Below are 11,988 nucleotides of genomic sequence, written 5' to 3'. Positions count from 1 at the left end.
TGCCAATTTTATGCATCAAATTGCTCGCGATCCGATCGATGGCCTCCCGGCAACGCATAGCAATATCCAATCCCACATTTTTATCATGGCTATGCTAGGCTATCGCGCGATTGTCAAACAATCGCTCGTCCAATTACTGTGAAAGGCGCACCATGAAAATCAGTACCTCCTTGAAAACCCTGGTAGTTGTTGCAACACTTGCCGTCCTGACCGGCTGCGCATCGACAGTCCCGATGGCTCCCAAAGAGCAGGATGCGGCAAGCAAGACCTTCGCAGCTCCCGCCGCCGATCAGGCCGGCGTCTATATCTATCGCAATAACTTTGTCGGAAAAGCGCTGAAGAAGAGACTCATGATCGACAACGTCGGCATCGGCGAAACTGCCAATGGCGTTTACTTCCACAAAACAGTCACCCCGGGCGAGCACACTTTGTCTACCGAGTCCGAATTCGGGGACAACACCCTTAAATTCACTGCCGAAGGCGGGAAGAACTATTACTTCCAGCAGTACATCAAGATGGGCGTCTTTGTAGGCGGTTCCGGCATCCAGGCGGTCACCGAAGAAGTCGGAAAACAGAACGTACTGCAGTGTAACGAAGCGAAGTGATGTTCTGACTTCAGACAACGGGCGGCGCGATCGCGCCGCCCGTTTTTATTTGCGTCAATATTCGACCGGTACGCGCGCAGTCAAGGCGCACATCAGTTCATAACTGATCGTCCCGGCGGCGGCGGCGACTTCTTCCACCGGCATACCGTTGCCCCATAGGGTGACCGGACTGCCGACTTCCGCACCCGATACTTCGCTCAGATCCACACTCAGCATGTCCATCGATACGCGCCCCAGCGTGCTTGTGCGCTGGCCGTTCACCAGTACCGGCGTGCCGGTCGGTGCGTACCCGCCAGGGGTAGGCCGGTGGGTACCCGGAGCCTCCGGCTCCACCCTTCCGCTCTGTCTTGGATAACCGTCGGCATAGCCGCAGGCGACGGTGCCGATGCGCATGCACTTGTCGGCGCGGAACAGCCCGGCATAACCGACGCGGTCACCCGCCTTCAGTTCGCGCACCGAGATGATCTCGCTGCTCAATGTCATCACCGGCTGCAGACCGAGTTGTTGTGCGCTGGTATCGGCGAACGGCGAGGCACCGTAGAGCATGATGCCGGGACGCACCCATTCGGCATGGGTGGCGGGATAACGTAGCACCGCGGCGGAGTTGGCCAGCGAACGCGGCGCACGATAGGCGGCGGTCAGCCCCTTGAAACGTTCGAGTTGCTCGGCGACGCCTTCCGCCTCGTCCGCATGCGCGAAATGGGTCATCAGGGTGACCTCGCCTATCGCCGGATGCGACTTGAGCTTTTCCATCACGGCTGGAAGCTGCTCCGGCGCAAAACCCAGGCGGTTCATGCCCGTGTTGATCTTGAGCCACACCGACAGACTGCCGCGACGCGGATAGGCATCGAGCATGGCGAGTTGTTGCGTGCTGTGGATGACGGTGCTGAGCTCGTACTCGGCCAGCAGCGGGAGTTCGTCCGCCGTGAAGAACCCTTCCAGCAGCAGGATGGTCTGGCGGAAACCCGCCTCGCGCAGGGCGATGGCATCGCGCACATCGAGCAGCGCAAAGCCCTCCGCCTCGTCCAGCGCCTCGGCGGCGCGCAGCAGGCCGTGCCCGTAGGCGTTCGCTTTGATCACCGCCATGATGCGACTCGTCGCAAGACGGCGCACCACGCGCAGGTTGCTCTTCAAAGCCGAAAGGTCGATGCGGGCTTGTATCGGACGGGACATGGATAAATCGGGAAAGCACGGTTTAAGTGCCGCGAATGATAGCAGGCCTCATATTTTCGTGTTATAAAACACCGTCTCTCAAATGACCAACCCATAGTGAATCGCGGCTTCTACACCATCCTGGCGGCGCAGTTCTTTTCCGCGCTCGCAGACAACGCGTTATTGTTCGCTGCCATCGCGCTGCTCAAGCAGGTGCATGCACCCAGTTGGCAAACACCCGTTCTGCAACAGGCGTTCATCCTGTCGTTCATCCTGCTCGCGCCCTTCGTCGGCGCTTTCGCCGACTCGCTGCCGAAAGGCCGCGTGATGTTCCTCAGCAACGCGATCAAGATGATCGGCTGCCTCGCCATGCTGGTCGGCGTGAACCCGCTGCTGGCCTACGGCATGGTCGGCTTCGGCGCAGCCTCCTACTCTCCCGCCAAGTACGGCATCCTCACCGAATACCTGCCGCCGGAGCGGCTGGTGTGGGCAAATAGCTGGATGGAAGGCCTGACAGTCGCAGCCATCATCCTGGGCGCGGTGGTCGGCGGCATGCTGGTCACGCCCAGCATTTCATCCTCCATCGAGCGCATGCTGAATCTGCCCGCCAGCATCACACCGGCCGAGATGGCTATCTTCGTCATCCTCTTCGTCTACATGCTGGCGGCGCTGATCAATCTTTACATCCCGCTCGTCCCCATCGAGCACAAACCGCTCAGCCCCAGCCCGCTGTTCCTGCTCAAGGATTTCTGGCACTGCTTCATCCTGCTGTGGAAAGATCCCCTGGGCCAGGTTTCGCTCGCCGTCACCACGCTGTTCTGGGGCGCGGGTGCGACCTTGCGCCTGCTGGTGCTAGCCTGGGCGGGCGTCGCCCTGCACTACAGCATCGGCGAGGCGGCCAAGCTCATCGCCTGGTTCGCCGTGGGCATCGCCATCGGTTCCGTCCTCGCCGCACGTTTCATCAAACTGGAGCATGCGGTGAAAGTGCTGCCGGTCGGTATCGGCATGGGCCTGATGGTGCTGGTGATGATCCCCATCACCCATCCGCTGCTCGCCATCCTGCTGCTCATCTGCATCGGCGTGATGGCCGGCTTCTTCGTGGTGCCGATGAACGCGCTGCTGCAACATCGCGGCCACTTGCTGATCGGTTCGGGACGTTCCATCGCCGTGCAGAACTTCAACGAGAACATCAGCATCTTCCTTATGCTGGGGCTGTACGCCCTGATGGAGAAACTCGAGCTCTCGCTCAACCTCATCATCCTTTTCTTCGGTCTGCTGATGGCGGGACTGATGGCGGTGCTTTACAAGAAGCACGGCCACGACCAAGATACGGGCAAGATCTAGCTCCCCTTTAGGAGAACAACATGGAATTCTGGATACTCTTGCTGCTGATCCTGCTCAGCGGCTTTTTCGCCATGTCCGAGATGAGCATAGGCGCCAGCCGCATCGCCATCCTCACGCAGATGGCCGAAGCCGGCAACGAAGGTGCGCGCATCGCCGCCGCACTGCGCAGCCAGCCCTCGCGCCTGCTTGCCGCTACCCAGACGGGGCTCACCGCCCTCGCCACCCTGCTCGGCGTGTTCGGCGAAGCCATGTGGGTGCCGCGCATCGAGACCTTCATCGAAACCGAGATCGCCTGGCTCGCCTTCGCCAAATATCCGCTGGCTTTGTTGCTGGTGGTCGGCAGCATCACCTTCGCCACCATCGTCATCGGCGAGATCATCCCCAAGCGCATCGCGCTGGCCAGACCGGAAGCCATCGCCGCCCTGCTCGCCCCCGCCATGGCGATGTTCGCCAAGCTCAACCGCCCCTTCATCTGGGCGCTGTCGGTCGCCAGCGAGAGACTGCTTGCGCTGTTCCCGTTCAAGGAGAGCGCCGCGCATGTCGCCTCGGACGAGATACGCGCCATGATCACCGCCGGGCGCCGCGACGGCGGCCTGGACGGCACTTCTGGGGAACTGCTCGGCAACGTGTTCCGTCTCGACGACCGCAAGGTGGCGAGCGTGATGACGCCGGCCAACGGCATCATCTTCCTCGACCTGCAGGCCCCCAGCGAGATCAACCTGGAAAAGATCAAGACACAGAGCGTCTCGCGCTTCCTCGTCTGCAAGGGCGGACTGAGTCAGGTGATGGGTTACATCGAGAGCCGCGAACTGCTGCAACACCTGCTGGCGGGCAACCAGCTCGACCTCGGCAAACTACCCACCCATGCCATCCAGTTCATCCCCAACACCCAGTCGCTCATCGGCGTGCTCGAATTCTTCCGCAAGCAGAAGACCCACCTCGCCATCGTCGTCAACGAGTTCGGCCAGACCGAAGGCCTGGTCACGCTGAGCGATCTGCTCTCCTCCGTCGTCGGCGATGTGCCCAGCTCGGTCGACGAACTGCCGCTCGCCGTGCAGCGCGAGGACGGCTCCTGGCTACTCGACGGCCTGCTGCCGCTGGACGAGATGAAGGACAAACTCGGCATCACCTCGCTGCCGGAAGAAGACCTCGGCAACTATCACACCGTCGGCGGCTTCGTCATCACCGCCGTCGGCCGCATCCCGAAGAAGGCTGAGACCTTTGACTGGCACGGCTGGCGCTTCGAGGTGGTCGACATGGACAAGAACCGCGTCGACGAAGTGTTCGCCCGCCCCATCGGCACCGCCATCCCAAACGATTGAGGAACGCGATATGAGCTACCGCATATCCTCCATCCTTTTCATCTTCCTGCTCAACGCCTGCGGCCAGAAAGAAGACACCCCGCCGCCGAAACTGTTCGAGGACCAGCGCAACGCGCTCGACAAAGCCAAGGATGTGAACACCATGCAGCAGGAAGAAGCGGAAAAACAGCGTAAAGAGCTGGAAAAGCAGACGCAGTGATGTCCAAGCAAAAACAAACACTTTAGCTTTTGCGATTGACCCTCTGCTGCGCAGGCTGTACTGTACGCACCACTTGGCAAACATACTGAAAAGTATCGACGCAAAGTCTCCGGCCTAAGGGAAACTACGGCAGCGGGACTGCGACATGGAGGCTCTTCCCCATGCCCGTTCTTCTACCCCCTTGCGCCATCGAATCTGTATGTCAACGTGCGTCCGCCCGTATGCGGATGAATAGCATGGCGACCCGTTTTGAACCTGCAGGAGTGGCATGAACAAGAAACAGAAGTCTCATCAGCGTGACGGTAAGACAAAGCACCCGACCTGCGACAATTGCGTCCACACATTCAAGCACAACAGCAACGAGGACACGGTCGTGTGCGTCCCGCATCTGAAGACCATGCCCGCCAGCTATTCGCAGGTGTGCGATCTGCACGCATTCAAGAGCCCGCGCGCATAAGCGGCTCAAGCCAGCAAATCGGAAAGTTTTTTCCAGGCCCGTGTATTTGCCGCGCTATTGGGCGCTTCTGCGGTAGTGAAACTGGCTGCCAACTTGCTCTCCTCCGGCGTCAGCCTTTCCTGTACCGCACTCAATTTTTCCAGCACCGCCACATCGGCCTCCGAGGCATCGTTGCAACGCTGCCGGATACGCTCGCGTAACGCCTCATCCTTTGCGTACAGCGAAGCGATGGCGAAAGGCACAGACATATCCCGCGCCAGTCGGTGGAACGACTCCCTTTCCCCGCGCTTGAGGAAGGCGGCATCCACGATCACGGTGTAGCCCGCCGCCAGCGACTCGCGCGCCAGTTCGCGCAGACGCGCATAAGTTGCCAGGGTCGCTTCGCGGCTGTAGATGTCGCCGCCCCTGTCCCGGCTATTCTCCAGCATACCCAATCCGAAAAGACGTTTGCGCTCGACATCGGAGCGGATGCGGAGCGCACCCAGTTGCTGCAAAGCGAGCTGGGAGAACGTGGTCTTGCCCGAACCGGGCAGACCGTGGGTGATGATCAGGGCCGGCGCGTATTGCACCAGACAGCGCCGCGCCAGCGCCAGATAGCTGCGGCATGCAAGCAACTCCTGTTGTCTCACCGGTTTGGAGATATCCGCCTGACCGGCGCGAATGGCGCAGACCTTGGCGCGCACCGCGGCGCGATAGGCAAGATAGAAACGCAATACCGATAATCCGCCGTAATCGCCGCTCGCCTCCAGATACGCGTTCAGCAGACGCCAGGCGAAGTCTGCATGGTTGCGATGCAGCAAGTCCATCACCGCGAAGGCAACCTCGTCCATCACATCGATCCAGCGCAGGGATGGATTGAATTCGATGCAGTCGAATGGAACGGGCTCGTCGCCCGGCAGCACGATGTTGCCCAGATGCAGGTCGCCGTGACACTCGCGCACGAAACCCTGTGCGCGGCGCCGCGCGAACATCTCTTTGCCCTCAGCGAAACCCGCTTCGGTGGCGGCTTCCAGTTCTTCGATGTCAGCCCTGTCCGCCTTGCCCGGCAGCAATGCGCACAACTGCTCGTAGTTCTGCATCGCCGCGGCATGGATCGCGGCGGGCGTGCCGAACGCGGAATCGGCCGCCGCCACCGTCAAACCGGAATGGAAGTTGGCGATCACGACTGCCAGCCTGTCGATATGCCGCGCCTCTATCTTGCCTTGCAGCAGGAGGTGATCCATCGTGGCTGCTGGATCGAAGCGGCGCATCCTCACCGCATATTCGATGGCCGGCTGAGCGCCGAACACCGGCGCATCCGCACAGCCGCCGATGGCGACCGTGTCGAGGTAGATGTCCGGCGCGGTGCGCCGGTTGAGGTGCAACTCTTGGTCGCAGAAGTCGTGCCTCGCGGCCAGGGTCGAATAATCAAGGAAACCGAGGTTCAGCGCCTTCTTGATCTTGTAGGCATAGTCCCCGGCCAGCAGCACCCAGGAGATATGCGTCTCGATCACCTCAACGTTTTGCGCGGCATGCGGATAGCGCCGCGGATAGCGCAGCGCGGCGATGAGTCGTTGCTGGTTTGCGTACTGAAGAGACGCGCTCATGGCAAAACCCGCGGGTCAGGGGATCACGAAGCGGCGATCAGCTCCGCTTCTTCAAACAGCGACCGGATCACGACCTTGCGCACTTCCGGCCGGTCGGGAATGGCGTACATCACCGGCATCAGCATCTCCTCGAAGATTCCGCGCACACTGCGTGCGCCGACCTTGTACTCGAATGCCATCTCGGCGATCTGGCGGAAGGCTGCCTCCTCGATGACCAGTTCCACACCCTCGTCCTTCAGCATCTCGCGGAACTGGTTGTAGATGGAATTGCGCGGCTCGGTCATGATCTTCACCAGAAACTCCTTGGACAGACTTTCCAGGTTGGCGATGATGGGCAGGCGCCCGGCGAATTCGGGGATCAGGCCGAACTTGAACAGGTCGGTGGGCTTCACGCGCGAATTGAGGCGGTCGAGGATCTTCTGGTTATCGTCCTGCGAGGTGGCGATGAAACCGTAGGCCTGGCTGTTGGCGGTGATGCTCTCCAACCCGACGAAGGCACCCGCGCAGATGAACAGGATGTTGGCGGTATCGATTGTCTGCGCGCCGACCCGCACCGACGTGCCTTCCATGATCTTCAGCATGGCATGCTGCACGCGCTCTCCCGAAACGCCCTGCTGCTCGGTGCCCGTCTTCAGCTTGTCCACTTCGTCGATGAACACGATGCCGCATTGTGCCTTGTCGATATCGCCGCCCGCCTTCTCCAGCAGGCGCAGCAACAGGGCCTCGATCTCTTCGTTCACGTATTTGGATTGCGCCAGCGAAGTGGCGTTGGCGGTGACGAAGGGCACGCTCAGGAAATGCGACAGCGTCTCGCACATCAGCGTCTTGCCGGTGCCGGTCGGCCCGATCAGCAGGATGTTGGTCTTGGCGACCTCCACCGAATCCGGCCGCCGCTTGCCGAGCTTGCGGTAATGCGAATATACCGCCACCGACAGCACCTTTTTTGCCTCGTCCTGCCCCACCACGTACTGGTCGAGGAACTTGAGAATCATGCTTGGCGTCAGCTTCGCGCCCTGCGCTTTCGGTGTTTCCATATCATCATCCTTGCGTGAACGAAGCACAGGCACAGTCTACCCCGATAGCATCATGTGCGGCAAAGGTGTTCCGCATCCCCGCATCGAATGCGGCTCAGCCGAGCGCCGTCGCCATCAAGTACGCGGTGTAAGCCGCATAGGACATCAGCAGGATACCACCCTCGATGCGGGTGATGCGGTGCGGTCCGCGAAAACCAGAGCAGAAGACGAATAAAGAAATGGTCAACACCGCCATCACCAGCATATCCCGTGTGAACACCTCCGCCCCGACCGATATCGGTGCGATCACCCCGGCCAGCCCCACCACCGCCAGTGTGTTGAACAGATTGGAACCGATCACGTTCCCCAGTGCGATGTCGTGCTCTCCCTTGCGGGTGGCGATGATGGATGCGGCGAGTTCCGGCAGCGAGGTACCGACCGCGACGATGGTGAGACCGATGACCAGATCACTGATGCCGAACCCCTGGGCAATCGTCACCGCGCCCCAGACCAGAATGCGCGAACTGAGGATGAGGAACATCAGACCGACAACCAGCCAGAACACCGCGCGCCGCAACGGCAGGGCGCGGTCGCTCAACTCCTGCTCGAATTCGGTCCCGAGCGTATCTTCCGTTTTTCGCGTGCCTTGCCAGATACTCCACCCCATCACCGCGGCAAAGATTGCCAGCGATATCCAGGCTTCGAGACGGGTGATCCCGCCATCCCAAACCTGCCAGGCAGCCACTGCGGTCACCGCCACAAGCAAGGGCAACTCCTTGCGCAGCACGCGCGAATGAACCGCGATGGGGCTGAGCAGCGCGGTGATGCCCAGGATGAGACCAATATTGGCGATGTTCGAACCATAGGCGTTACCGAGCGCGATGCCGGGATTCCCCTGCGCTGCCGCCAGTGCCGAGACCGTCATCTCCGGGGCGGACGTACCAAAACCCACGACCACCATGCCGATCAGCAACGGAGACATGCCGAAATGGCGGGCAGAAGATGCCGCGCCCTCTACAAAACGGTCCGCACTCCAGACCAGCAACGCCACACCAAAGACAACCGCGAAAAATGCCAGAACCAAGCGCCTACTCCCCATTCAAAACATAACCTTCCGCCTGCATCACCCTCCCGACACGGTGGATACGTGTAGCTGCGGAACAAGGCAATACAGTAGCAAAGAACAAGACCGGCATGCCCGGCATTTTTCTGCAAACCGGTTCAGCGATGGTCAAACCCGATGGACTGCGCTACATTCCCTGCATGGACATCCGCCCCTCCATTCGGTTCACCGCGCTGCTGCTCGGCGCCGTCCTCGCCTTGCTCGCCGCCTGCGGCAAGGAAGACAAAGAGACTGCCATCCCGCCCGGCAGCCGGGTGCTCGCACTGGGCGACAGCCTGACCGAAGGGCTGGGGGTGAAGCGCGAGGAAGCGTGGCCAGCTTTGCTGGCGGACAAGACCGGATGGGATGTGAGCAACGGCGGGGTCAGCGGCGACACCAGCGAGGCCGCGTTGAAGCGGCTGCCGCATCTGCTGGAGCAGCACGAGCCAGTGCTGGTGCTGGTCGCGCTGGGCGGCAACGACATGCTGCGCCGCATCCCGCCGCAGGAGATCATCGCCAATCTGGAAAAGATCCTCGTCCTGATAAAGGCCCGGGGTGCCAAACCGGTATTGCTGTCGATACCGCAGCCGAGCCTTGCAGGGGCCGTGTTCCAGAACCTGTCCGCCCCCGGCTTCTACCGCGAGCTGGCCGCGGCACAGCAGGTGCCGCTGATCGAGGATGCGGTCCCCGATGTGCTCTCCGACCCTCAACTGAAGGCAGACCAGATCCACCCCAATGCCGCCGGCCATGCCTTGCTGGCGGAAACCATATTCGGGGAGTTGGCATCCATCGGCTACGCCCCTTAGCGGTCTGCCGATGGAAAAAGCGCCCCGACTCCGGTACATTGCAGCAACAGGCATGGGATCCGATTGGAGGATGCGATGAGTGACGTGCTGAGCCTGACGCGCGCCGCAAGGTTGATCGGCGTGACGCGCGCCGAACTGCAAAAGAAGATACAGCGCGGCGAGATGATCTCGCACGACGGGACTGTCACGGTCGGCAATCTGCTGGCCTGCTATCCCGACGCGCAACTGGAAGACGATGCCGAGACCCGGCGCATCGCCCAGATCAAGGAACGCGCGTTTGGCAAGCGTGTGCTGGAGCGTTCCCTGCCCGAGCCGGAAGTCCTCGCCGCGCGCATCATCGAACTCAGCAAGACCCTGGCGCACAGCGAGGCGCAGCTGAAGCGATTCAACACTCTGCTGGGCAAGCTGTGGGACAAACTCAACGAGACCGAAGCAAAACTCGACGCCGGGGCGCACGCGACGGTGGAAGAACTCAGACAATGGATAACACTGGAGGTCGAAATGGCGACTGAACCCGGCTTCATCAATCCGCTGGCGGTCAAGGACGCCGTACTCAGCGTCATGACCGCCCAGGTGACCGTGCTGCCCAGCAAACACGACTTCCTCGTCGAAGGCCACGACACCCTGCTCGAAGCCGCCATGCGTGCAGGCATCCCGCTCGACTACGGCTGCAGCGGCGGTAACTGCGGCAAATGCAAAGCCAAGGTCGTCTCCGGCAAGGTCAGGAAGACCCGCCTGCACGACTTCGTCATCTCCGAAGTGGAAAAGAGCCAAGGCTACATCCTGCTGTGCAGCAACACCGCCGTCAGCGATGTGGTGATCGAAGCTCCCGTGGCGAACAGTGTGCTCGACATGCCCTTCCAACAGATCAAGGCCCACGTCAAAACCACCGGGCATATCAACGACGACATGCTCCTGCTGCACCTGCAGACCCCGCGCACCCAGCGCCTGCGCTTCCTCGCGGGTCAGAGCGTCACGCTGCGCGTCGGCCAGTCCTACAGCGCGGAACTGCCCATCGCCAGCTGCCCCTGCGACGACCGCAACCTGCTGTTCCATGTGCACCGGCAGAACGGCAACCTGTTCTCCGACTTCATTTTTGATCACCTCAAACACAATGACACGGTAGAAGTCGAGGGACCGCTGGGCGAATTCATCCTGCACGACAGATCGCCGAGACCGCTCTACTTCTTCGCCTTCGACACCGGCTTCGCCCCGATCAAGAGCGTGATCGAACACGCGCTGTCGCTCAATATCGAGACCGTCAACCTGCACTGGATAGGCTCCAACCCGCAAAGCATCTACCTGCCCAACATCGCCCATGCCTGGGACGACGCGCTGGACGATTTTCACTACGAAGAGCATGTCGCGGGCTTCGACCTGCGCACGGTGAGCGGCAATCGCGAAGCGACGCTGCTCAAACTGCTTGACGACATCCATGCCGCCGACAAGAACATGCTCAAGGGCGACATCTATATCGCCGGACCGGAAGAGGCGGTGAGCGTCGCCGAGGGATTCTTCCTCGGCAAGGGTTTGCCCAAGACGCGGGTGGCGGTGGCGAGCGTGAAATGAGTTTCCTCCGCGACAGCGGCTGCAAACAAAACCGATAGGCAGGTAGTCAAATCAATCCGTCTCAGGTACATTCCGCCGATACTCCGGAATAGCCCAGAACGCGATATATGCAAGCGCCCCTCATCTCCTATCTATCTGCCTTGCTGGTTCTGGTCGGCCTGATCATCCATGTGGCCACGCTCTACCCGCTGCGCAGACTGGTCTCTATCCTTCCGGCCGGCACGCTACGCAACAAGTGGCTCGCCATGGGCGGACTGGTACTCCTGTTCATCGCCGGTTATCTGGGATACATCATCGTACTTTGGGGCAAACAGACGGAGTGGAACGAGCTTTTCACGCCCGGCATATTCCTGTTTGGCGCACTATTCGTCTGGCTGACGATATCGCTTGCACTGCAAACCGCTGCCGATCTGAAGCGCATAAGCCTGCTGGAGTCAGAGAACATCTCCGATCCGCTGACCAAGGTATTCAACCGCCGCTATCTTGACCGTCGCCTTGAAGATGAGGTCGCGCGTTCGATGCGATATTCGATCGGGCTTTCCGTGCTGATGATCGACATCGACCACTTCAAACGGGTCAACGACAGCAGCGGGCACGTCGCCGGCGACCAGGTGCTGCGCCACCTCTCCGCCACGATGCGTCAGGAACTGCGCCGCGTCGACACGGCGGGACGCCTTGGCGGCGAGGAATTCGCGATCATCCTTCCCGGCGCTGCGCTTGCCGACGCGGAGCTGTTCGCAGACCGTCTGCGCCGCAAGGTCGCGGAAACGGCAGCGATGCACGACAGCCGCGAGTTGCCAGTGACCATCAGCATCGGCGTCAGCGAGATTCGT

12 protein-coding genes and 1 riboswitch are annotated in these 11,988 nt (G+C 61.0%); of the genes, 8 read left to right on the top strand and 4 right to left on the bottom strand.

Going from position 1 to position 11,988, the window contains the following annotated elements:
• Positions 1-152: 152 nt before the first annotated feature.
• Positions 153-605 carry a DUF2846 domain-containing protein gene (locus tag Q7V20_RS16015; protein ID WP_304793286.1) on the top strand — a complete coding sequence of 151 codons (453 nt, stop codon included), beginning with the start codon at positions 153-155 and terminating at the stop codon, positions 603-605.
• Between the two features lie 54 nt (positions 606-659).
• On the opposite strand, the gene alr is transcribed toward Q7V20_RS16015, so the two are convergent.
• Complete coding sequence (gene alr / locus Q7V20_RS16010) at positions 660-1,778, bottom strand: alanine racemase (RefSeq protein WP_304793284.1); 1,119 nt, start codon at positions 1,776-1,778, stop codon at positions 660-662.
• 96 nt (positions 1,779-1,874) lie between these two features.
• Here alr and lplT point away from each other — a divergent pair, with 96 nt between their 5' ends.
• From lplT to Q7V20_RS15990, 4 genes are all read left to right on the top strand, one after another.
• On the top strand, positions 1,875-3,101 hold the full coding sequence (gene lplT, locus Q7V20_RS16005) for a lysophospholipid transporter LplT (RefSeq protein ID WP_304793281.1): 1,227 nt from the start codon (positions 1,875-1,877) through the stop codon (positions 3,099-3,101).
• A gap of 20 nt (positions 3,102-3,121) precedes the next feature.
• Entirely contained in the window at positions 3,122-4,423 is a 1,302-nt protein-coding gene (locus Q7V20_RS16000; protein WP_304793278.1) for a hemolysin family protein, read from the top strand.
• Between the two features lie 10 nt (positions 4,424-4,433).
• A complete protein-coding gene (locus Q7V20_RS15995; RefSeq protein WP_304793275.1) occupies positions 4,434-4,622 on the top strand; it encodes a hypothetical protein in 189 nt (62 codons plus the stop codon).
• A 65-nt stretch (positions 4,623-4,687) separates the two neighbouring features.
• Positions 4,688-4,768, top strand: a riboswitch (cyclic di-GMP riboswitch).
• Positions 4,769-4,890: 122 nt separating this feature from the next.
• Positions 4,891-5,079: a hypothetical protein gene (locus Q7V20_RS15990; protein ID WP_304793272.1), complete on the top strand. Its 189-nt coding sequence runs from the start codon at positions 4,891-4,893 to the stop codon at positions 5,077-5,079.
• Positions 5,080-5,084: 5 nt separating this feature from the next.
• Here the strand turns inward: Q7V20_RS15990 and Q7V20_RS15985 are convergent, their stop codons facing one another.
• The 3 genes from Q7V20_RS15985 to Q7V20_RS15975 all read right to left on the bottom strand — a co-directional run bounded on the left by Q7V20_RS15985 (position 5,085) and on the right by Q7V20_RS15975 (position 8,762).
• Entirely contained in the window at positions 5,085-6,665 is a 1,581-nt protein-coding gene (locus Q7V20_RS15985) for a bifunctional aminoglycoside phosphotransferase/ATP-binding protein (RefSeq protein ID WP_304793269.1), read from the bottom strand.
• Positions 6,666-6,688: 23 nt separating this feature from the next.
• Positions 6,689-7,699 carry an ATP-dependent Clp protease ATP-binding subunit ClpX gene (clpX, locus tag Q7V20_RS15980; RefSeq protein WP_304793266.1) on the bottom strand — a complete coding sequence of 337 codons (1,011 nt, stop codon included), beginning with the start codon at positions 7,697-7,699 and terminating at the stop codon, positions 6,689-6,691.
• Positions 7,700-7,793: 94 nt separating this feature from the next.
• Positions 7,794-8,762 (bottom strand): calcium/sodium antiporter, encoded by a 969-nt coding sequence (locus Q7V20_RS15975; RefSeq protein WP_304793263.1) that lies wholly within the window; start codon positions 8,760-8,762, stop codon positions 7,794-7,796.
• A gap of 110 nt (positions 8,763-8,872) precedes the next feature.
• On the opposite strand from Q7V20_RS15975, the gene Q7V20_RS15970 reads away from it, so the two are divergent.
• The 3 genes from Q7V20_RS15970 to Q7V20_RS15960 form a co-directional block, all read left to right on the top strand.
• Positions 8,873-9,586, top strand: coding sequence for an arylesterase (locus tag Q7V20_RS15970; RefSeq protein ID WP_304793260.1), 714 nt, complete (start codon positions 8,873-8,875; stop codon positions 9,584-9,586).
• A gap of 75 nt (positions 9,587-9,661) precedes the next feature.
• A complete protein-coding gene (locus Q7V20_RS15965) occupies positions 9,662-11,155 on the top strand; it encodes a 2Fe-2S iron-sulfur cluster-binding protein (protein ID WP_304793257.1) in 1,494 nt (497 codons plus the stop codon).
• 107 nt (positions 11,156-11,262) lie between these two features.
• Positions 11,263-11,988 (top strand): GGDEF domain-containing protein (locus tag Q7V20_RS15960; RefSeq protein WP_304793254.1); only part of this gene is annotated, 726 nt, incomplete at its 3' end.

It is taken from the genome of Aquabacterium sp., assembly GCF_030652515.1.
GTDB lineage: Bacteria > Pseudomonadota > Gammaproteobacteria > Burkholderiales > Burkholderiaceae_C > Aquabacterium.
The sequence above is the reverse complement of the archived record's forward strand: the minus strand, read 5'-3'. Positions and strand labels throughout refer to the sequence as shown.

Bases quoted from the DNA above. Each gene is read 5' to 3' on its own strand.
- Q7V20_RS16015 (WP_304793286.1), top strand. From the start codon at position 153: ATGAAAATCAGTACCTCCTTGAAAACCCTGGTAGTTGTTGCAACACTT.
- alr (WP_304793284.1), bottom strand. From the start codon at position 1,778: ATGTCCCGTCCGATACAAGCCCGCATCGACCTTTCGGCTTTGAAGAGC.
- Q7V20_RS16000 (WP_304793278.1), top strand. From the start codon at position 3,122: ATGGAATTCTGGATACTCTTGCTGCTGATCCTGCTCAGCGGCTTTTTC.
- Q7V20_RS15995 (WP_304793275.1), top strand. From the start codon at position 4,434: ATGAGCTACCGCATATCCTCCATCCTTTTCATCTTCCTGCTCAACGCC.
- Q7V20_RS15990 (WP_304793272.1), top strand. From the start codon at position 4,891: ATGAACAAGAAACAGAAGTCTCATCAGCGTGACGGTAAGACAAAGCAC.
- Q7V20_RS15985 (WP_304793269.1), bottom strand. From the start codon at position 6,665: ATGAGCGCGTCTCTTCAGTACGCAAACCAGCAACGACTCATCGCCGCG.
- clpX (WP_304793266.1), bottom strand. From the start codon at position 7,699: ATGGAAACACCGAAAGCGCAGGGCGCGAAGCTGACGCCAAGCATGATT.
- Q7V20_RS15970 (WP_304793260.1), top strand. From the start codon at position 8,873: ATGCCCGGCATTTTTCTGCAAACCGGTTCAGCGATGGTCAAACCCGAT.
- Q7V20_RS15965 (WP_304793257.1), top strand. From the start codon at position 9,662: ATGAGTGACGTGCTGAGCCTGACGCGCGCCGCAAGGTTGATCGGCGTG.